Annotated in this window: 21 protein-coding genes; 8 read left to right on the top strand and 13 right to left on the bottom strand. The window is 41.3% G+C overall.

Going from position 1 to position 22,164, the window contains the following annotated elements; translation table 11 throughout:
- Nucleotides 1-116: 116 nt before the first annotated feature.
- Nucleotides 117-746, top strand: coding sequence for a spore protease YyaC (gene yyaC, locus JKM87_RS16940; RefSeq protein ID WP_202081559.1), 630 nt, complete (start codon nt 117-119; stop codon nt 744-746).
- A gap of 98 nt (nt 747-844) precedes the next feature.
- On the opposite strand, the gene JKM87_RS16945 is transcribed toward yyaC, so the two are convergent.
- The 13 genes from JKM87_RS16945 to rpmH all read right to left on the bottom strand — a co-directional run bounded on the left by JKM87_RS16945 (nt 845) and on the right by rpmH (nt 12,307).
- A complete protein-coding gene (locus JKM87_RS16945; protein WP_202081560.1) occupies nt 845-1,546 on the bottom strand; it encodes a DUF554 domain-containing protein in 702 nt (233 codons plus the stop codon).
- A 19-nt stretch (nt 1,547-1,565) separates the two neighbouring features.
- Nucleotides 1,566-2,723, bottom strand: a complete 1,158-nt coding sequence (locus JKM87_RS16950) for an aminotransferase class V-fold PLP-dependent enzyme (protein WP_202081561.1) — start codon at nt 2,721-2,723, stop codon at nt 1,566-1,568.
- An 85-nt stretch (nt 2,724-2,808) separates the two neighbouring features.
- Entirely contained in the window at nt 2,809-3,663 is an 855-nt protein-coding gene (locus JKM87_RS16955; protein ID WP_202081562.1) for a ParB/RepB/Spo0J family partition protein, read from the bottom strand.
- On the bottom strand, nt 3,656-4,417 hold the full coding sequence (locus JKM87_RS16960; RefSeq protein ID WP_202081563.1) for a ParA family protein: 762 nt from the start codon (nt 4,415-4,417) through the stop codon (nt 3,656-3,658). Before JKM87_RS16960 ends, JKM87_RS16955 begins: the two co-directional genes overlap by 8 nt.
- A gap of 241 nt (nt 4,418-4,658) precedes the next feature.
- On the bottom strand, nt 4,659-5,552 hold the full coding sequence (gene noc / locus JKM87_RS16965; protein WP_202081564.1) for a nucleoid occlusion protein: 894 nt from the start codon (nt 5,550-5,552) through the stop codon (nt 4,659-4,661).
- Nucleotides 5,553-5,665: 113 nt separating this feature from the next.
- Nucleotides 5,666-6,382: a 16S rRNA (guanine(527)-N(7))-methyltransferase RsmG gene (rsmG, locus tag JKM87_RS16970; RefSeq protein WP_202081565.1), complete on the bottom strand. Its 717-nt coding sequence runs from the start codon at nt 6,380-6,382 to the stop codon at nt 5,666-5,668.
- A gap of 12 nt (nt 6,383-6,394) precedes the next feature.
- On the bottom strand, nt 6,395-8,284 hold the full coding sequence (mnmG, locus tag JKM87_RS16975; RefSeq protein WP_202081566.1) for a tRNA uridine-5-carboxymethylaminomethyl(34) synthesis enzyme MnmG: 1,890 nt from the start codon (nt 8,282-8,284) through the stop codon (nt 6,395-6,397).
- Between the two features lie 30 nt (nt 8,285-8,314).
- Entirely contained in the window at nt 8,315-9,694 is a 1,380-nt protein-coding gene (mnmE, locus tag JKM87_RS16980; protein WP_202081567.1) for a tRNA uridine-5-carboxymethylaminomethyl(34) synthesis GTPase MnmE, read from the bottom strand.
- 135 nt (nt 9,695-9,829) lie between these two features.
- Nucleotides 9,830-10,615: an RNA-binding cell elongation regulator Jag/EloR gene (gene jag, locus JKM87_RS18110; RefSeq protein ID WP_202081568.1), complete on the bottom strand. Its 786-nt coding sequence runs from the start codon at nt 10,613-10,615 to the stop codon at nt 9,830-9,832.
- Nucleotides 10,612-11,361, bottom strand: coding sequence for a membrane protein insertase YidC (gene yidC, locus JKM87_RS16990; RefSeq protein ID WP_236838922.1), 750 nt, complete (start codon nt 11,359-11,361; stop codon nt 10,612-10,614). Before yidC ends, jag begins: the two co-directional genes overlap by 4 nt.
- Nucleotides 11,362-11,391: 30 nt before the next feature.
- A complete protein-coding gene (gene yidD / locus JKM87_RS16995; protein ID WP_202081569.1) occupies nt 11,392-11,601 on the bottom strand; it encodes a membrane protein insertion efficiency factor YidD in 210 nt (69 codons plus the stop codon).
- Nucleotides 11,602-11,642: 41 nt separating this feature from the next.
- Nucleotides 11,643-12,047, bottom strand: coding sequence for a ribonuclease P protein component (rnpA, locus tag JKM87_RS17000; RefSeq protein ID WP_202081570.1), 405 nt, complete (start codon nt 12,045-12,047; stop codon nt 11,643-11,645).
- 125 nt (nt 12,048-12,172) lie between these two features.
- Nucleotides 12,173-12,307 carry a 50S ribosomal protein L34 gene (gene rpmH, locus JKM87_RS17005; RefSeq protein WP_202081571.1) on the bottom strand — a complete coding sequence of 45 codons (135 nt, stop codon included), beginning with the start codon at nt 12,305-12,307 and terminating at the stop codon, nt 12,173-12,175.
- Between the two features lie 486 nt (nt 12,308-12,793).
- On the opposite strand from rpmH, the gene dnaA reads away from it, so the two are divergent.
- The 7 genes from dnaA (at nt 12,794) to gyrA (ending at nt 21,762) form a co-directional block, all read left to right on the top strand.
- Nucleotides 12,794-14,152: a chromosomal replication initiator protein DnaA gene (dnaA, locus tag JKM87_RS17010; protein ID WP_202081572.1), complete on the top strand. Its 1,359-nt coding sequence runs from the start codon at nt 12,794-12,796 to the stop codon at nt 14,150-14,152.
- A gap of 213 nt (nt 14,153-14,365) precedes the next feature.
- Nucleotides 14,366-15,502: a DNA polymerase III subunit beta gene (gene dnaN / locus JKM87_RS17015; RefSeq protein ID WP_202081573.1), complete on the top strand. Its 1,137-nt coding sequence runs from the start codon at nt 14,366-14,368 to the stop codon at nt 15,500-15,502.
- Between the two features lie 83 nt (nt 15,503-15,585).
- Nucleotides 15,586-15,807, top strand: coding sequence for a S4 domain-containing protein YaaA (yaaA, locus tag JKM87_RS17020; RefSeq protein ID WP_202081574.1), 222 nt, complete (start codon nt 15,586-15,588; stop codon nt 15,805-15,807).
- 11 nt (nt 15,808-15,818) lie between these two features.
- The gene (gene recF / locus JKM87_RS17025) at nt 15,819-16,943 is read left to right on the top strand and encodes a DNA replication/repair protein RecF (RefSeq protein ID WP_202081575.1); all 1,125 of its coding nucleotides are present in this window, start codon (nt 15,819-15,821) and stop codon (nt 16,941-16,943) included.
- 2 nt (nt 16,944-16,945) lie between these two features.
- Nucleotides 16,946-17,197: an extracellular matrix regulator RemB gene (remB, locus tag JKM87_RS17030; protein WP_202081576.1), complete on the top strand. Its 252-nt coding sequence runs from the start codon at nt 16,946-16,948 to the stop codon at nt 17,195-17,197.
- A gap of 19 nt (nt 17,198-17,216) precedes the next feature.
- Nucleotides 17,217-19,130: a DNA topoisomerase (ATP-hydrolyzing) subunit B gene (gene gyrB / locus JKM87_RS17035; protein ID WP_202081577.1), complete on the top strand. Its 1,914-nt coding sequence runs from the start codon at nt 17,217-17,219 to the stop codon at nt 19,128-19,130.
- A 97-nt stretch (nt 19,131-19,227) separates the two neighbouring features.
- Nucleotides 19,228-21,762, top strand: a complete 2,535-nt coding sequence (gyrA, locus tag JKM87_RS17040; RefSeq protein WP_202081578.1) for a DNA gyrase subunit A — start codon at nt 19,228-19,230, stop codon at nt 21,760-21,762.
- The last annotated feature ends 402 nt before the right edge of the window (nt 21,763-22,164 follow it).

Below are 22,164 nucleotides of genomic sequence, written 5' to 3' on the forward strand. Positions count from 1 at the left end.
CCTTTGTCTTGTCCTTGAATACAAATAGACTAAAGTATAATTTTTCTTTCCCCGTCCTATACTGGTTAATAAACCATATAAGATTGCTATTCTCTTAGTAATCAAAAGGAGGTCTTATGAGTATCCAGATGCACCCTCCTACACCATTGTTCCGAGACTCTTACGACAGTCATTACATGGTTCACCGTTTGTCTCAAACGTTATATTCAACTTTATTAAACAAGCATGATTTTTATGACATTGTTATCGTTTGTATTGGTACAGACCGCTCTACTGGCGATGCTCTTGGACCGATCATTGGATCAAAACTATCATCACTGACACCGGCCAACATGAGTGTTTATGGCACACTTGATGAACCCGTTCACGCCATGAACTTAGATGACACATTGCAGCAAATTAAAGAAAACCATCGTTTTCCTCTCATCATTGCGATTGACGCTTGCCTTGGTGATCTCAAGAGTGTAGGAAAAATCACCTTAGCCAAAGGCCCTTTAAAACCTGGAGCTGGCGTACAGAAAAAACTCCCCGAAGTGGGCGATTATCATTTGACTGGTATCGTGAACGTGGGAGGGTTCATGGAGTATTTTGTTTTACAAAACACAAGACTATCTGTCGTCATGAAAATGGCAGATAAAATAACAACGGCAATACACACAACATCAACGTTACTTGCCCAAAAAAAAGAAGCTTCCCCTACAGAAAGCTTCAACCGACGTTGGTCAAACGTCTTCACAGATCAATAATTCAGTCAAGCTGACACCCCAAGGCCCTTCTCGCTTTACAAGAGAGGGTCTATTTTTTATCCTCGGCATCTCCATTCTGGTCTAGCGTTTTAGACAAGCTAATAAAGATAAAACACGCCGGATAATACAGTGGCGACGAGCAATGCGGGTAGAAGATTCCCGACCTTAATCTTCGTTAATTCTAATAAATTTAAAGCTATGGCAATGATTAAGATACCACCCGTAGCTGTGATATCAATAACCACTTGGTCAATTAAAGCCTGGGGAAACACCCTATTAATAAAAGTTGCACCAAACGCGATAGCTCCCTGATACAGAAAAACTGGGATGGCTGAAAAGATGACGCCAATGCCAAGTGTTGAGGAGAAGAGTATAGCCATAAATCCGTCTAACATTGATTTTGTATATAGCACATTATGATCCTGTCTTAGGCCACTATCTAAAGCCCCTACAACTGACATAGCGCCAATACTATATATCAGCGTGGTTGTGACAAACGCCCGTGCGATGTTCCCCTTTAGTCTCTTACCCGCTTTCACTTCAATCCATTTTCCTAATTGTTCTAAACGCTGTTCTAACTTAAGTGCCTCACCTATGACCGCACCAATAGCTAAGCTGAATAAAACGATAATAAAGGAATGGCTTTCAAAAGCCATCCCTAATCCCAGAACGACAATCGCGATGCCCATCGCTTTCATGATGGTCTCTTTCATACTCTGATTAATATTCGTAAACACCTGTCCTAATAGTGCGCCAATGATGATGGCAATGGTGTTAGCGATAACGCCTAGTAAAATCAATTTTCTTCGCTCCTGTCCTTTACTCCCCTAATAATCCCTCTTTTATTTCCATAAGAGCATCTATGAAATGGTCAACCTCTTCTGTTCTATTAAAATAACTGAAGCTGATACGCAACGCCCCCGTTCTTTCTGTTCCATGGGCATGATGCGCAAGAGGTGTACAGTGCATGCCCGCCCTAACCGCTACACCATAATAATCATTCAATATATGGGCCACTTCGTGAGAGTGAACCCCTTTAATATTAAAAGCAATCACAGGTCCTCTCGGTACATCTACAGTCGGCCCGTACACAGCTATGCCCGACATGTCGTTTAATTGACGCAGAGCATAAGTCGTCAATCCTGCTTCATGCTGCTGTATCTTATCTATCCCTTCATTCAATATAAAGCGAACCCCTTCTCCTAACCCAGCAATACCTGGCGTATTAAGGGTCCCTGCCTCCAAGCGTTCAGGCATTTGTCCAGGCATGTTAACGTCTTCTGAAAAACGGCCTGTCCCGCCATGTAACAGAGGTGTCAACGTAACACGAGGTGAAACGTATAAACCACCGGTCCCCTGCGGGCCATATAGACCTTTATGCCCTGGAAAAGCCAACAGATCTATTTTCAATTCCTCCACATCAATAGGAAGGTAACCTGCCGATTGAGAGGCATCCACAAGAAACAAAAGATTATGCTCATCCGCAAGTTGGCCCAATAAAGACACCGGCATGACTTGCCCCGTTAGGTTAGACATGTGGGTACAGGCGATGAGTTTTGTGTGCTCGGTAATATAAGGACAAATGTCGTCGGGTTTGATCTCTTCATTCGGTTTTAGATCAAGATATGTCGTTTGAACGCCATAGGCGTCTTTTAGTTTTTCAAGTGGGCGGCGAACAGAGTTATGTTCCAAGCTTGTCGAAATAACATGATCGCCCTCTTTCCACTGTAATCCAAATAGTGCTTGGTTTATAGCTGCTGTAGCATTAGTTTGAAAAACAATGCTATTTGAATCTTGCACGTGGAATAGTGCCGCTAGATTACGCCGCGTTTCGTTCACCACTTGAGAGGCCTTTTGTGCTAAACGATGCCCCCCTCTTCCAGGGTTGGCCGCATAGTTTTCGACAGCTTCAACCATCGCTCGAGACACTTCTTTTGGTTTTGGCCAAGTTGAAGCGGCATTGTCTAGGTAAATCATATTTTCACCTACTATCTATAGCAATGTATCCTTTTACAGATTGTAAAAGAGGATAACACCCTGCTATCCTCTCGAGTTAATCCTTTTAACTTTTTTGCTGAACAAGTTCAATTATACGATTTAAATCTTGATCTGTAAAAAATTCTATCTCAATTTTCCCTTTTTTGCTCCCCTTTGTGATTTTCACAGAGGTGCCAAATACACCTTTTAGATCCTCTTCTATTCTTTGCAAGTGAACGTCCTTCTTCACTTTCTTCCGCTCTCTTTTGTTTGTTCCACGTGAAACATCTTCTATCCGTTGAATGAGTTCCTCTAATTGACGAACACTTAAATTTTCTTCTATACATTTTTTAGCTAGCTGGAGAAGTGTTTTACGGTCCTTTACTCCGACCAGTGCACGAGCATGTCCCATTGATAATGTTCCACGTGAAACATAGTTTTGTACGTTCTCAGGTAAATGTAGAAGCCTTAAAAAGTTAGCAATATGTGAACGGCTCTTACCAACCTTTAGGGATAGCTCCTCTTGTGTCAGTTCAAACTTTTCCATGATTTTTTTGTAAGCTAAGGCTACTTCCATCGCATTTAGGTCTTCTCTTTGGATATTTTCAATTAAAGCGATTTCCATCACTTGGGGCTCTGAGAATTCCTTAACCACAGCAGGGATCGTACTGAGGCCAGCTTCTTTTGATGCTCTGAAACGACGCTCTCCTGCTATAATTTCAAACCCCTTAATGCTTTTTCTGACGATAATGGGCTGAATCACACCATGTTCTTGTATGGATTGTTTAAGTTCCTCAATGGTGTCTTTTTCAAATTCTTTTCGTGGTTGATATGGGTTAGGTCGTAACTCATTTAGCTTGATTTGAATGACTTTTTCATCATCTGATACTTCTAATGATGGAATTAAGGCATCGAGGCCCTTTCCTAAACGTTTAGACATCCTCTACCACTTCCTTTGCAAGGTCAAGGTAAACCTCAGCCCCCCTTGATTTTGGATCATAGGTCACTATGGACTGGCCATGACTCGGTGCTTCGCTGAGCCTAATATTACGTGGGATGACGGTCTGATATACTTTTTCTTGAAAATACTTTTTCACTTCTTCAATTACTTGCAAACCTAAATTGGTTCTGGCATCTAACATAGTGAGTAGAACACCCTCAATAAGCAAAGACGTATTAAGATGCTTTTGGACTAAACGCACTGTATTCAATAGCTGACTTAATCCCTCGAGGGCATAGTACTCACATTGAATTGGGATTAAAACTGAGTCTGCTGCCGTCAATGAGTTAATGGTAAGTATACCAAGGGACGGTGGACAATCTATAAGGATATAATCATATTCATCCTTAATCGGCAGTATAGATTTTTTTAAACGTATCTCACGAGAAATGGTCGGAACTAATTCTATCTCGGCCCCTGCTAATTGAATGGTAGCTGGGATAATAGACAGGTTATCGACACTCGTCGTTATAACTGTATCCATTGGATCTACTTCATCAATGAGAACATCATATATACACTGTTCAACGTCAGCTTTGTTGATACCGATGCCACTCGTTGTATTTCCTTGCGGGTCAATATCAATGAGCAGGACTTTCTTCCCGAGCGTCGCTAAACTAGCCCCCAAATTAATGGAAGAAGTCGTCTTACCAACACCGCCCTTTTGATTCGCAATCGCGATTATTTTCCCCATGGCCTTTCACCTCTTCTATTCATTTCTGTTACGGTCTAAGATGTCTATCAAACTGATTTCGAAGGTCCTAATTGACAAGGTTGCACTACAATATTGCTTAGGTTGGCCGTCATTTCACAATTGGCCGTCGTTTCACGCCATACTGGTTATATTATTTTTCTTTTTTCCTAGGTTGTTGACAAGAAGAAAACTTGGCTCCTAAGCCAAGCCTTGTTTTAGCCTTTTTTCAACGTGATATACACTATTTGTTCTTTGGTATCTTAATGGTCACTTCGTAAAATTCATCGTGATCTTTTTCATCCGTTTCGATCGTTAAACCACTCTGTACGACCATATCTACTGATTGACGTATGGTATTAAGAGCTAAGCGAACGTCCTTAGAATAAGATTTACGTACTGGTCGCTTTTTCGTCTTCTCGCCTTGTTGATCAAAATATTGTTTGATTCGTGCTTCAGCCTGTTTGACGTTCAAATCCTTTTCAATAATTTCTTTTAGAAATTTGAGCTGTAGCGCCTCTTCTTTCAAGCTTAGAAGTGCACGTGCATGCCGCTCTGTGATCAACCTTTTCTTTAATGCTTCATGACATTCTTGCGGAAGATGCAACAGCCTAATTTTATTCGCGATGGTTGACTGCCCTTTGCCTAAACGTTGAGCCAAACTTTCTTGAGTCAAACCATGCAACTCTATCAATCTTTGATAGGCCATAGCTTCCTCTATTGAAGTTAAATTCTCGCGTTGTAAGTTCTCTATCAGTGCTACTGAAGCCGACTGAGAATCATTAAAATTACGTATCACAGCCGGAATCGTATGTAATTCAAGTTTGGTAGCCGCACGCCATCTCCGCTCACCCGCAATTAGCTCATAGTGATCCCCTTGTTCGCGTACAACAATCGGTTGTATAATGCCGTGTGTTTTGATGGTTTGACACAATTCATCAATTTTTTCATCATCAAACTCTGTCCGCGGCTGATAACGGTTGGGGATAATCTGGTCTAAAGGAATAGATACAACCGCATCCTGGGTGTTGCTCATATCGAGCGCTTCTGCCTTTTCCTTCAGATCCTTGTGTTCCTCTGATTCCTGCTCGTGTTGTTTCTCTCCGATACCTAACAAACGAGTAAACTGCTCTTTCATGGCTTACACCACCCAATATATTCTCTTTATAACATTCTTTATTCTATCACTTTTCTCCTGCAAAAAAAATAAAATGTTCCACGTGGAACATTTTATTTGTAGAAAGCTGTAGACTATCGTATCGGTTTCTTGTTCGGTATACCCGGTTTTCTTGGGTACTGTTTCGGTGTGGGTTTTATTTTATCAATCAATATCATTGATCGATGTCCTTCTTCCTGTGGGAGAGTAATAGTATGGTGTTCCTCAACCTTTCCACCTAATTGACCAATGGCATTCCGTGCTTCTTGTTGTTCTTCTTCTCCTTTAGCCCCCTTCATAGCGATAAACCGTCCTTCAACTTTGACAAGGGGCAAACACAATTCGCTAAGCACGTTCAATCTTGCTACAGCTCTAGCCATTGCGATGTCGTACGCTTGGCGGTGTTCAGGCTGGCGACCAAATTCTTCTGCTCTCTTGTGGTGCAAGTGGACGTGATTCAGATCTAACGTTTCGACTAGGTGCCCTAAGAATTTAATCCTTTTATTTAAGGAATCAACGATTGTCACCGATAAATGCGGAAAGCATATTTTGAGGGGCAAGCTAGGAAATCCAGCCCCTGCTCCAATATCAACAATACTCATCGATTGATCAAAATCGTGGTAAAAAGCTGCTGTCAATGAATCATAAAAGTGTTTAAGATACACGGCTTCTTGATCTGTGATAGCGGTGAGGTTCATTTTTTCATTCCATTGTACTAACTCATTATAATATTTACGGAACTGATATAACTGTTCCTCTGATAAGGTGATGCCCTTCTGCTCTAGTGCTTCAACAAATGTTTTTTCATTCATATGTGATGACTCCTAGACTTCCTTTTTTTGCGACATTTGTTCTAAATAAACGAGAAGAATAGAAACGTCAGCAGGCGATACACCTGAAACTCTAGACGCTTGAGCGATACTGAGTGGTTTAACCTCATTGAGTTTTTCCACCGCTTCCATAGACAACCCTTTGATCTGTGTATAATCTAGGTTTTCAGACAGCTTCTTGTTTTCCATGCTTTTCAGTTTTTCGACCTGTTGTAACTGTTTTTCTATATAGCCACTGTACTTGACTTGAATCTCTACTTGTTGTTTCACTTCGCTAGACAACGAAACAGGTGAAGGGGAAATCTTCTCAATGTCTACATATGAGATCTCAGGCCTTCTTAAGATCGTGGCTAAATCGAATGAATTGGTCAATTCCTTCGACCCTTTGGCACGCATGACAGCTTGGGTGTCTTCATTCGGTCGTGCCTTTTCTTTGTTCAATCGTTTGATTTCCACTTCAATTTGTTCCTTTTTTTGTTTAAAACGCTCATAGCGTTCTTCTCGAATTAAGCCAATATCATAGCCGATGTCAGTCAGCCTTAAGTCAGCATTGTCATTTCTTAAGAGCAGACGATACTCAGCTCTAGACGTTAACAAACGGTACGGCTCCTGCGTGCCTTTGGTCACCAGGTCATCGATGAGTACCCCAATATATGCTTGCGAACGGTCTAGGATGACAGGACTCTTCCCTTGTACTTTTCTGGCAGCATTAATCCCCGCCATAATTCCTTGACCTGCGGCCTCTTCATAGCCACTAGTCCCATTAATCTGACCCGCTGTGAATAAGTTTTCAATCGTCTTGGTTTCAAGTGATGGCCATAATTGTGTCGGCACGATAGCATCATATTCGATCGCATATCCTGGCCGCATCATTTTGACATCTTTTAGCCCCGGGACGGACTTGAGTATTTGTAATTGAATATCCTCTGGCAAGCTTGTTGACAGACCTTGCACATAGACTTCTGACGTCGTCCGCCCCTCGGGTTCTAAGAATATTTGATGGCGTGGTTTATCAGCGAAGCGTACAATTTTATCCTCAATAGAAGGACAGTAACGGGGGCCTTGCCCTTCAATTTCTTTAGAATCGCCATACATTGGTGAGCGAGATAGATTATCCTGTATCACTTTATGTGTTTCTTCACCAGTGTACGTTAACCAACATGGCAGCTGATCTTCAAGGTATTCGGTCGTTTCAAAAGAGAAGGATAGCGGCTTATCGTCCCCAGGTTGAATTTCGGTTTGATCATAATCGATGGTGTCTCCATGCACACGCGGTGGTGTGCCCGTTTTGAATCGAACCATGTCGAAACCAAGCGCTTGCAAGTGTTCTGATAGACGAATAGATGGCTGTTGGTTATTCGGTCCACTCTCATAAGATAAGTCTCCTAAAACCACGCGCCCTCGTAAATAAGTCCCCGTTGTCAAAACGACTGTTTTAGCGTAATATTCTGCCCCGGTCTTCGTCGCTACCCCTCGACAAACACCATCTTCCACGATCAACTCTTCGACCATTGCTTGGCGTAAAACCAGATTAGGCTCTTTTTCAATGGTTTCTTTCATCGTTTGTTGATATAGGAATTTATCCGCTTGCGCACGTAAAGCCTGAACAGCTGGACCTTTTCCTGTATTCAATAAACGCATTTGGATATAAGTTTTGTCTATATTTTTTCCCATTTCACCGCCTAGGGCGTCTATTTCTCTTACCACATGCCCTTTAGCTGGACCTCCAATGGAAGGGTTACATGGCATATAAGCCACAGCATCTAAATTTAATGTAAGTAAAAGTGTGGAACATCCCATACGAGCTGCAGCCAAGGCTGATTCACTGCCCGCATGTCCTGCTCCGATGACGATCACATCAAAGTCATCCCCACGGTATCTCATCTGTGTACTCCTCCTAACTCACTATCAGCTTTATTTACCGAGACAAAATTGAGAGAATAACTGATCAATTAAACTCTCGTTTACTGCATCCCCTATAATTTCACCTAAGGTTTCCCACGCTTTCTGTAAATCTATTTGAACGACGTCAACGGGTACACCAGCGTGAATACCATTAATTGCTTCTTCAATAGAACGTTGGGCTTGTTTTAACAAAGAGATGTGACGTGCATTACTAACATAGGTAACATCGCCCCCCTGCACGTCTCCAGTAAAGTAAAGTTCAGAAATGGCTTGCTCCAATTGATCTAGCCCTGCGTCCTCTATCAATGACGTCGTCACAATCAATGCCTCATCATGTAATGATTTCAACTCTTCCATATCTATTTGCGGATCTAAGTCTGTCTTATTAATAATTAAGATGCTTTTCATATCCTGTACGAGATTTAGTAACTGACGATCTTCATCACTTAACGGTTCAGCATAATTAAGAACCAGGAGAATGAGATCCGCTTGTTTAAGCACCTCGCGAGACCTTTCTACCCCGATCCTTTCCACGATATCCTCTGTTTCTCTGATACCTGCCGTATCAACCAACTTTAACGGGACACCACGAACATTTACATACTCCTCTAGGACATCCCTTGTCGTACCAGGTACATCTGTGACAATCGCTTTGTTTTCATGCACCAATGCATTCATTAATGATGATTTACCCACATTAGGACGTCCAATAATCACTGTGGATAAACCTTCTCTTAAAATTTTACCCTGTTCAGCTGTCTGAAGTAAACGTTCAATTTCCTCTTTTACCTTTGTGGACTTGTTTAAGAGAAGTTCATGTGTCACTTCCTCTACGTCATGTTCCGGATAGTCTATAGTGACCTCAATATGAGCTAATGTTTCTAGAATCTCCTGTCGCAGGGACTGTATCATCTTTGATAACCTTCCCTCCACCTGCTGTTGGGCCACATCCATAGCTCTATCCGTCTTAGAACGAATCAAATCCATGACCGCCTCTGCCTGCGATAAGTCTATCCGTCCGTTTAGGAATGCTCTCTTTGTAAACTCCCCTGGTTCCGCCAGTCTTACACCTTGATCCAAGACAAGCTGCAATACCCGCTTGACTGAAGCAATCCCTCCATGACAGTTTACTTCGACCACATCTTCTTTTGTATATGTGCGTGGCTCACGCAAAACCGTAACCATCACTTCCTCTATATTTTCTCCACTTTGTGGATGAATCAGATGACCATAATGTATGGTGTGACTTTCCACAGTGGACAAATCATGTTTACCTTTATATATATTATCCACAGCATCGACGGCATCTTTACCACTTACACGAACAACGGCGATGCCACCCTCACCCATAGGTGTGGATATCGCTGCGATTGTATCGAAATGATCCATGATATATTCACCTCAGCATTATTTAGGTTACCCCTAAATTAATACAATAACACATATTTCCTATCTGGAGCAAAAGAAAAAGAGCCTCTATGTAGAGACTCTTTGAGATTCAATATTAAGTTATCCACATGTGGACTATTTAGGTAGGATCACAACATGACGGTTCGGTTCTCTTCCTTCACTTTCGGTAAGCACACCGGCATATGATTGCAGATGAGTGTGAATAATTTTACGCTCTGCGGCATTCATAGGTTCTAAAGACACCTTAGCCCGTGTTGTGATCACTTTCTTAGCCATACGATCAGACAGTTGCTGGAGGGTTTCTTTTCTTCTTTTCCGATAATTTTCGGCATCTAGAATAATACGTACATAATCTTCTGTATATCGATTAGCAACAACATTAGTGAGATATTGGAGTGCATCTAATGTTTGCCCACGACGACCAATCATGAGGCCAATTTTGTCACCAGTCACATCGAATGTCCATTGATCTGACTCCTCTTTCACCTCAATCTTTGCGGGTATATTCATCTTAGCCAACACTTCCTCTAAAAAGGCCTGCCCTTCCTGCACCGCTAATGTCTGGCTCTTTTCACTGGTGTGAGATGTTAATTCATCTGTATTTTCCGCTAGTGAATCTGATTGCTTTAATGGTACTGTTTCTGTTTCTGTTTCTGTATGCACAAAAGCGGAAGTATACTCGACTTCCGCTGTGCGTTCTGTGCTGTTAGGTTCTCCTTGTTCATCGGATTGCTTCATTTCGACTTCAATAACGGCTTCTTTTGCTCCTAAACCAAAAAACCCTTTTTTTGGCTCCTCAATAACGTTAACGTTAACTGCATCCGCTGAAGTTTCAAGTTGATTGAGGGCCGTCCTGACAGCCTCTTCGATCGTTTTTCCCCTAACAGTCACTTTACTCACTTAGCAGCACCCTCCTGATTAAGATTATACATATCTTTCATAAAGTAAGTCTGCGTAATTGTGAATAGGTTACCGATCACCCAGTATAGCGATAAAGCTGCTGGGAAGTAGAAAGCAAACACTGTGATCATCACAGGTAAAATCACCATTAAAATTCGCATTTGTGGGTTACTTTGAGCCCCCATCATTTTCTGCTGCCCATACGTAGTAATACCGGCAAGAATCGCAAGCCCCCAGAATGGTTCGCCTAGCTCAATACCAAGAAACGTGTGACCTGGTATCAGTTCATGGCGGAAAATGGCGTGATAAAATGCGATCAGAATCGGCATCTGAACTAGAATTGGAAGGCATCCTGCTAACGGATTCACATTATGCTTTTGGAATAATTTCATCGTTTCTTGCTGAAGTTTTTGCTGGTCCGTTTTATACTTCTCTCGTATCTTCTGCATTTCCGGCTGTAAGGCCTGCATCATTTTAGAACTTTTCAACTGTTTCACCATCAATGGGAGGGTCAACAAACGAATAATAATCGTCACGACAATAATGGACCATCCATATCGATCTAACATGCGGTCATCAGTTGAGTTGAATAACTCTGCAAAGTATTCTAACGTCCAAGCGAGTGGATAGACGAAATACCGGTCCCATATCCCATTTTCAGGGTTAATCGGTTCCTCGATATTACATCCTGTTAACATAAATAAAAACATAAATAAAATTGCAACCAGTAATATTCTACGAGCCAAATTCTACTCCTCCTATCTTACAGCTGACAACTATGGTACAGGATCAAAACCACCACGGTGGAAAGGATGGCACTTCAATATTCTTTTAATGGCAAGATATCCTCCCTTGGCAGCCCCATGCTTTGTTATCGCCTCATACGCATAATGCGAACAAGTCGGTGCGAAACGACACGTGGGTGGTGTCAATGGAGAGATATATTTCTGATAAAAAAGAATAAGTCCTATTAAGATCCTTCTCATCTCTAGCCTGTCTCCTCACCTTATCTAAGTATACCCAAGAATTATGTCTGTCGTTTGTGAGGGGCTCTATACCTATGGGAGTTACCATTACGTTGTTTATCACGTCCATACACAAACGCATCCGTCTTCTTCAAAACATGTTTGAAACTGTTCTGTAATCCGCTGAAGTCCAGGTGCAAAGCTGGTTTTCGAACAATAATAATCATGTCGTATCCATTTGAGATGAGATGCTCTTGCGATTTGACAGCTTCTTTTAGCTGACGTTTCAGACGATTACGAACCACAGCATGTCCCACCCTTTTACTAATGGACACACCTAAGCGAAAGCGATCCGTCTCCTTGTTAGGGCATACATATAACACGAGTTGCCGATTGGCTACTGAACTTCCTTTTTTGAACACCTTTTGAAACTCTTCATTTTTTCTTAACCTTAAATCTTTCTGCATGGGTGCTCCTCCACGTCTATTAAAAAGAAACCTATCTCTATTTTAGCTACTCTTTTAATGTCGTAAACACCCTTTTTCCATTTTACAAGAAAAAGAGAAAAAAGACCACTACCGAGAGTGGTCTTTTATGCAGATATTACTTTTCTTCCTTTTTTACGACGACGAGCTAACACTCTACGTCCGTTCTTTGTGCTCATTCTCGCACGGAAGCCATGAACTTTTTTGCGCTTACGGTTATTTGGTTGGAATGTTCTTTTCATTATTAAGCACCTCCTCGCGAAGATCCTGTTCCTCGCTCTTAACTAAACACATCTTAATATTATAAGAGTCTCCAGCTCAAATGTCAAACACTCGACACCATTCTTCCTCTGTGCATAAATTTTCCACAGCCTTCGACAAGATTCCACTTCTTGTTGACAAGTTGTTCACAAAATATAGTCATGTGAATAAAAACTAAACACAAGATGTGCACATTGTGGATAAGCATAATAAAAGCATTGAAATAACCCTCTTTTTTTGATATTATATTTTTGCTTTACTCTTGTGGACAAATTCACCCACAATAATTTTATCCACACGTTGTTGATAGAAATGTGGACATCTTCTAACATTGTGTATAACTTGAAGTTTCAATTTTCCACAACATTCCGCAGAACGTTCCAAAACATCTATCATTACGGCATTTTTTATACACATAAACACCTGAATAACAAAGGGAGAGATACGAGAAGAGAAAGGGAGTTATTATGGAAAACTTGAATGAACTCTGGAGCCAGGCACTCGGTGTGATCCAGAAAAAGGTCAGTAAGCCTAGCTTCGATACTTGGCTCAAAGCCACAAGCGCCCACTCTCTTAAAGGAGATCAGCTAGTCATTACAGCGCCGAATGAATTTGCGAGGGACTGGCTGGAATCTAGGTACTTAGAACTAATATCTGACACGATATATGACATTACAGGTTCTCAATTAGATGTGAAATTCATCATCCCCCAAAATCAGCAAGTGGATGATTTAGACCTTGATCTTGCGTTTCAAAAGAGTAAGCAGCTAGAGCAAAACCAACCCCAGGAAGACCAGCATCAAAGCATGTTAAATCCAAAATATGTATTTGATTCCTTTGTCATTGGGACAGGGAATCGTTTTGCTCATGCAGCCTCATTAGCAGTAGCTGAAGCCCCAGCCAAGGCTTACAATCCTTTATTTATTTATGGGGGAGTAGGGTTAGGAAAAACCCACTTAATGCATGCGATTGGTCATTATATTGTTGAGCATAATCCCAGTGCGAAAGTGGTATACCTATCATCTGAGAAATTTACTAACGAATTTATTAATGCCATCCAAAATAACAAAACCGTTGAATTTCGGAATAAGTATCGGAACGTTGACATTCTTCTCATTGATGATATTCAATTCCTAGCTGGAAAAGAACAAACCCAGGTTGAATTCTTCCATACCTTTAACTCACTACACGAAGATCGAAAACAAATTGTCATTTCTAGTGATCGTCCCCCAAAAGAAATTCCTACACTTGAAGACCGCCTACGTTCACGCTTTGAGTGGGGGTTAATAACGGACATCACACCACCAGACTTAGAAACGAGAATCGCCATACTGCGTAAAAAGGCTAAGTCAGAGCAGCTAGATATTCCAAATGAGGTACTCGTATACATCGCCAACCAGATTGACACCAATATTCGGGAACTAGAAGGCGCATTGATTCGAGTTGTGGCGTATAGTTCACTTGTGAATCAAGATATGACAGCAGACCTTGCAGCAGAAGCACTAAAAGATATTATTCCTAGTAACAAACCTACCTTCATCACGATTCAGAAGATCCAACAGATCGTGGCGGAGCAATATGAGTTAAAGATAGAAGATTTCAAGGCTAAGAAAAGAACCAAAGCTGTTGCTTTTCCTAGACAAATTGCCATGTATTTGTCCCGTGAATTGACTGACGCGTCTCTCCCAAAAATCGGTGAAGAATTTGGTGGTCGAGATCATACGACAGTCATACACGCCCAAGACAAGATCAAAAAAGCGTTACAGACAGATCCTAACCTAGAAAAAACGATGCAAGATCTAACGGATGCCATTAAAAATCAATAAAGTATTTCACTCACAGGCATGTGCATAGTTAATAGGCCTATACACACACTTACTCACATGTGTATAGGCTTGCTTTATGTCCGCTTTTTGAACTTATCCACATATCAACAGCCCTTATTACTATGACCACGCTTTTAAAATATTACTTATATAAAGAGTTATATGCTAAAATAGAATAAATATGTTTATTTTTTGTTGGAGGTCGGTTGCTTTATGCACATAGTCATAGATCGAGAATATTTAGCAGAAGCAGTAGGTCACGTTTCTAAAGCTGTATCTACTCGTACAACAATTCCAATACTAACAGGTATAAAAGTAGCGGTCCTTGACGGAGAATGTGTACTAACTGGTAGTGATTCTGATATCTCTATCCAATCCGCTATTCCTTTTGAAATAGAAGGTAAAGAAATTGTAAAAGTGGTTAAACTAGGTAGTATCGTACTCCCTGCTAAATATGTCACTGATATTGTTAAAAAATTACCGGATCAGAAAGTTGAAATTGAGGTCGTTGATCAATTTATCACGACAATTCGTTCAGGTAGCGCTGAATTCAACCTTAATGGACTGAATGCAGACGAGTATCCTAGATTACCCGAAATTGAAACGGATAAGCAGTTTAGTATTTCCAGTGATCTATTTAAAAGCATGATACGCCAAACGGCATTCGCTGTATCAACGCAGGAATCACGTCCAATTCTTACGGGAGTACTTTGGAATCTAGATAACCAGGATCTAAAGTTTGTGGCAACAGATAGCCATCGATTAGCTCAACGAGAAGTCACTGTTGAAACGGGGGATCAGCTGAGTTTTTCAAACGTGGTGATACCGGGTAAAAGTTTAAATGAACTCAACCGTATCCTTGATGACGAAGCTGAAAAGATAGATATCGTTGTGACAAACAATCAGATATTGGTTAAAGCGAACCACATCCTATTCCTCTCTCGTTTACTAGAGGGGACTTATCCTGATACGTCTCGTATCATTCCACAACAAAATAAAACAAAAATATTAGTTGAAACGAAACAATTATTACAAGCGATTGAACGTGCTTCCTTACTCGCAAAAGACGGTAAACATGTTGTTCAACTTTCAACAATTGATCAGTCGCAGGTTCAAATCTCATCAAACACCCCTGAAGTAGGTAAAGTAGTTGAAAATGTGACGGTCAGTGATGTTTCAGGCGAAGAAATAAAGATATCGTTTAACGCCAAATTTGTTCTGGATGCCCTAAAAGCAGTAGACCATCCGGAAATCACGATCGAGTTCACAGGTGCAATGAGTCCTTTTGTTATTAAGCCTAAAGACAATGATCGCATTCTTCATCTTGTCTTACCGGTCCGCACATATTAATCTTATGTATGTTCTCATCATCATATTCCTTCAATTCATTTCATGAGTAGACCAGAAACACCGACAGAAAAGGAGAATGAACATTGGCCAAACAAATCCCCATTACCACAGATTACATTCCCTTAGGGCAATTCCTCAAACTTGCAGATGTCCTACAAACAGGCGGTCAAGTAAAATGGTTCCTTGAAGAACATGATGTCCTCGTCAATGGAGAGAGTGAGAATCGCAGAGGGAAGAAGCTCTACCCAGGTGATATCATAGAAGTTGAAGAAATGGGGAGTTTTGAGGTTGTCCAAGAAGGTTAAGGGGGATTCTTGTGTATGTAAAAGAATTGCATCTAACGCATTATCGGAATTATGAATCCCTTTCTCTACAATTTGATCCTTATATCCACTTATTTATTGGTGATAATGCACAAGGGAAGACTAATTTATTAGAATCCCTTTATGTTTTAGCCCTAGCTAAATCACATCGTACCAACAAAGACAAAGAGTGGATAAGCTGGGAGGAAGGTTACACGCGATTACAAGGCACTGTTGAGAAGCGGCACGCCACAATTCCCCTTGAATTACAGATATCATCAAAAGGGAAAAAGGCAAGGCTCAATCGTATAGAACAACAAAAATTAAGTGACTATGTTGGGGTATTAAATGTCGTCATGTTTGCACCTGAGGACCTTGAAATCGTAAAGGGTAGCCCTCAGGTGCGACGTCGTTTTATAGATATGGAATTAGGACAAATGAGTCCACATTATTTATACCAACTCACTCAATACCAAAAGCTTCTCAGTCAGCGTAATGCCTTACTTAAACAATGGGATAAACGCCAGCAACACCGCCCTATGGTTGATATATTTACCGAGCAGCTCATCGAAGTGGCTGTTAAAATTATAAAAAAACGAGCGCACTTCGTTCAGCAAATAGAAAAATGGGCCAATGAAATCCATCAAGGGATTACAGAACAGAAAGAGACGCTTAATGTTCATTATGTCCTTTCTACACAGATGGACGATTGCACAGATGAACAAGAAATGACCCGTACATTAAGTGAAAAATTTGATAAAATAAGAGAACAGGAAGAAGCTCGTGGGACAACTTTAGTTGGCCCACACAGAGATGACCTACAATTTATTGTGAACGGGGTTAACGTACATACTTATGGATCGCAAGGACAACAGAGAACAACCTCTCTGGCATTAAAGTTAGCTGAGATAGAGCTCATCCGCAAAGAGGTAGGCGAATACCCTATATTGTTACTAGATGATGTTCTTTCAGAACTTGATGATCAGCGGAGATCGCACCTTCTACGAGCGATTCAGAATAAAGTACAAACATTTGTGACCAATACGAGCTTAGAAGGCATTCATCAGTCTATACTGGACCAATCGACGGTATATCGCGTACAACAGGGGAAGATCACAAGAATGAAAGAGGGATCATAACCATGTATATTCATTTAGGTGGAGATATCGTTGTACAGGCTAAAGAAATTATCGCCATTCTCGAATACAGCCCAAATGATTTAGATCTGAAAAGTTACCCATTTATCGATCAGCAGGAAGAGGCTGGCTCGATTACATGGATTGCAAAGGATGCAACAAAATCCATTGTTGTCACGGAGGATCATGTTTATGGTTCTCCTATCTCTTCGTTAACACTTAACCGAAGGGCACTAGGCGACCACAGTGGATATTGAAGAAACGAGGTGAGGAACCATGACGATCAAAGAACATTCATACGATGAAAATCAAATACAGGTCTTAGAAGGATTAGAAGCAGTAAGAAAGCGTCCCGGGATGTATATAGGTTCCACTGCTGCCCGTGGTTTACACCACTTAGTATGGGAAGTGGTCGATAACAGTGTAGACGAAGCGTTGGCAGGCTATTGTGATACGATCGATTTAACCATTAACAAAGACAATAGCATCACAGTTCGCGACAATGGTCGTGGAATTCCTGTTGGTATTCATGAAAAAGCGGGTAAACCGGCAGTTGAAGTGATAATGACCGTTTTGCATGCCGGGGGTAAATTTGGCGGTGACGGTTACAAAGTATCAGGTGGACTTCATGGTGTGGGGGCCTCAGTCGTGAATGCACTATCCTCTTGGTGTGAGGTGAAAGTTCACAGAGATGGACAAATTTACTACCAACGTTATGAGCGCGGCGTCCCTCAAAATGAATTAAAAGTGATAGACAAGACGGATCATACGGGAACGGAAACGACCTTTAAACCCGATCCGGATATCTTTACCGAATCAACCGTTTTCGACTATGAAACTCTTCGAGGACGTTTAAGAGAGATGGCTTTCCTAAACAAGGGTCTTAAGATGAATATCAAGGATGAGCGTAGTGAAGACGAGCAACAAGAAACCTTCTTTTATGAAGGGGGCATCGCCTCTTTTGTTGAGTACCTGAATCGCAATCGAGAAGTTCTACACGAGCCCATATATTTAGAAGACATTAAGGATGGGCTCACCATCGAAGTGGCTCTTCAATATAATGACAGCTTCGCCACCAACTTATACTCTTTTGCTAATAATATTAATACGCATGAGGGTGGAACCCATGAAGCAGGATTTAAGAGTGCATTAACGCGTGTTTTAAATGATTATGCACGTAAGCATCATTTGCTGAAGGAAGCCGACACCAATCTCACTGGTGATGATGCCAGAGAAGGTTTAACAGCTATAGTGTCCGTGAAAATCGAGGATCCTCAATTTGAAGGACAGACCAAAACGAAACTAGGGAATGGTGAAGCCAGAAGTGTAACGGAGTCTGTCTTTGCAGAGCATTTCTCTACGTTTTTAAATGAGAACCCATCTACGGCAAAGAAAGTCATTGAAAAGTCACTGATGGCACAGCGTGCTCGTGATGCAGCACGTAAAGCGAGAGAGTTGACCAGGAGAAAGAGTGCCTTAGAAGTCAGTTCCCTACCTGGTAAACTTGCCGACTGTTCTAGTCGTGATGCATCTATTAGTGAGTTATACGTCGTTGAGGGTGACTCAGCAGGTGGATCTGCCAAACAAGGAAGGGATCGTCACTTCCAAGCTATTCTCCCCCTTCGAGGTAAGATTATTAACGTAGAAAAAGCGAGACTAGACAAAATTCTTTCTAATAATGAAATTAGGGCTATCATAACAGCTTTAGGAACCGGCATTGGGGAAGAATTCGATATAGAGAAAGCGAGATACCACAAAATTGTCATCATGACTGATGCAGACGTGGATGGTGCCCATATCCGTACATTACTCCTTACTTTCTTATACCGTTATATGAAGGAATTGATTGAAAAAGGGTATGTCTATATCGCTCAACCACCGTTGTATAAAATATCTCAAGGTAAGAAGGTCTTTTATGCCTATAACGAAAAAGAACTGCACACCATTTTAGGCGAATTAGGTCAAAGTCCAAAACCATCATATCAACGATACAAAGGTTTAGGTGAAATGAATCCGACTCAATTATGGGAAACAACGATGGACCCAGAAAGTCGTACTCTTTTACAAGTATCACTCAAAGATGCGATGGATGCGGATATGATATTCGAGACATTAATGGGAGATAAGGTAGAACCTCGAAGAGATTTTATACAAGAACACGCTCAATATGTGCGTAACCTAGATATATAAAAATAATATACAGTACTATAAGGAACCACGAATCGAATCCACTGTTACCTATTTGAGGTAGCTTTTACGTGTTTGATGGTTGAACGGAGGGTATGATATGGCAGAAATGGGACAATCCAGAGTACAAGAAGTAAATATAGGGCAAGAGATGCGTAACTCCTTTATGGATTACGCTATGAGTGTTATTGTCAGCCGTGCTTTACCTGATGTTCGTGACGGACTAAAACCGGTACACAGGCGCATACTTTACGCCATGAACGAGCTCGGAATGACACCAGATAAGCCTTATAAAAAATCGGCACGTATCGTAGGGGAAGTCATCGGTAAGTATCACCCGCACGGGGATTCAGCCGTATATGAGACGATGGTCCGCATGGCTCAAGACTTTTCCTATCGTTATATGCTCGTCGATGGACATGGTAACTTTGGTTCTGTTGATGGTGACGCCGCTGCGGCCATGCGTTATACAGAAGCCAAAATGTCCAAAATATCAACGGAGTTACTAAGAGACATCAACAAAGATACTATAGATTATCAGGAAAACTATGACGGCTCAGAAAAAGAGCCCAAGGTGCTCCCTGCGCGTTTTCCAAATTTACTTGTCAATGGCGCCGCTGGTATCGCGGTAGGGATGGCCACTAATATCCCTCCTCACCAGTTGGGAGAAGTTATTAATGCCGTGCAGTATCTCATTGAGGAGCCGGAGGCCTCTATTGCAGATCTGATGGAGCATCTCCCTGGTCCAGATTTCCCAACCGGTGCACAGATTTTAGGTAAATCTGGTATTCGTAGAGCTTACGAAACGGGAAGAGGAACCATTACGTTACGTGCCAAAGCTCGCATTGAAGAAACAGGGAGTAAATCTCGAATCATAGTAGATGAAATCCCTTACCAAGTAAACAAAGCCAAGCTCATAGAAAAAATTGCGGAACTCGTGAGAGATAAGCGAATCGACGGTGTCACTGACCTCCGTGATGAATCAGATCGAAACGGCATGAGGATTGTAATAGAAATCCGTAGAGACGTTAATCCAAACGTTTTATTAAATAACCTATACAAACAAACAGCATTACAAACCACTTTTGGTATTAATTTACTCGCATTAGTAGATGGTGAACCGAAGGTACTCAATTTAAAACAAGTGCTCGCGCATTATATTGATCATCAAAAGATTGTGATTAGGAGAAGAACAGAGCATGAGCTCAAAAAAGCAGAAGCGAGAGCACACATTTTAGAAGGTTTACGTATCGCTTTAGACCATTTAGATGACGTAATTGAGCTGATTCGCTCCTCACAAACAACGGACGAAGCTAGAGATGGGCTGATGAATAACTTCAGCTTAAGTCATGACCAAGCACAAGCAATTTTAGATATGAGACTACAGCGACTAACGGGTCTTGAGCGTGAAAAAATTGAATCAGAATATAGTGAACTTGTCGCTAAAATAGCTGAGTTAAAAGCCATTTTAGGGGACGAAGATAGAATACTTGCCATTATAAACGAAGAGCTAGAGGACATTAAACTTAAATACAACGATGAACGCCGTACAGAGCTTACGGTAGGGGAAGATATGATTGAGGATGAAGATTTGATCCCACAAGAAGATGTACTTATTACATTGACACACCAAGGCTACATCAAGCGTTTACCTGTAACGACGTACAAAAGCCAAAAGCGTGGAGGTCGCGGTATTGCCGGAATGGACACTAAAAACGATGATTTTGTTGAGCATCTATTTGTGACCAACTCCCACCATTATGTGATGCTATTCACGAATAGAGGGCGTGTGTATCGTCTCAAAGCTTACGAAATACCAGAGCTTGGGCGAACCGCCCGAGGCGTACCTGTCATTAATCTGATTCAAATTGAAAAAGAAGAGTACATCTCCGCCATTATTCCTGTCAAAGAATATGTCGACGACTGGTATCTATTCTTTGCAACAAAGAATGGTATTGTCAAACGCACAACCCTATCCGCCTTTGGTAATATTAGACGTGGGGGTTTATTTGCCATAAACCTACGCGAGGATGATGAGTTAATCGGTGTTCGTTTAACAGATGGCAACCAAGAGATTATCATGGGTACTAGTCAAGGCATGTCTATTCGTTATGAAGAACAAGATGTACGTGTTATGGGTAGAACCGCAGCAGGTGTTAAAGGGATTTCCCTACGTAGTGACGATGCGGTCATTGATATGGACACCATTAGTGAAGGACATGATGTCTTAATCGTCACGAGCAGAGGTTACGGGAAACGAACAACAATGAGTGAATATCGCCTACAAACAAGAGGTGGTATCGGGATTAAGACAATGAACCTCACAGAAAGAAACGGACACGTTGTCGGCCTAAAGACCGTTTCACCTGAAGAAGATCTTATGATTGTGACGGCGACTGGTATTATCATTCGAATCCATGTTGGAGATATATCAACCATGGGAAGAAACACGCAAGGTGTAAGGCTCATACGGGTCCAAGAAGATGAAGAAGTAGCTACAGTAGCCAAAGTAGACATTAATGAAGACATAGAAAATGAAATAGAAAACGAAGAAACAGACATTAAAGTAATAGAAGAAAATAAAACTGAAGTGGATGATAATGAGCAAGATCTAGATAATGATTCTGAAACTTAACGTACCCACTCTGTACACGAGGGGAAGGACGTAAGTCATAAGTTATATACAGATGTTTTAACTGAAAAGGTCTCGTAGAGAGGCCTTTTCTTTTTAACCCATTAAAATGAACAGCCAATACATGATAAAAAATCTTAAAAAGAGGGTTGCATGTCATATGATAGGCATGTTATATTATTATTTGTCGCCGCAAAAAAGCGACACTCCGAGATAACAACAGCAAATAACAACGTCATTTCATACACTTTGTCTTAAAAAAAGTGTTGACGAAGCATCCGTTGTTTGTTACAATTAATTTTGTTGGCGCGAAAAAACGCCGCTATCATAACTTGATAATGTCGCTCCTGTGACAACGCAGATGCTTGTCCATCCTGGACATCGGAACCTTGAAAACTGAACAAA

The sequence above is a fragment of the Caldalkalibacillus salinus genome (genome assembly GCF_016745835.1).
GTDB classification, from domain to species: Bacteria; Bacillota; Bacilli; order Caldalkalibacillales; family JCM-10596; genus Caldalkalibacillus_A; species Caldalkalibacillus_A salinus.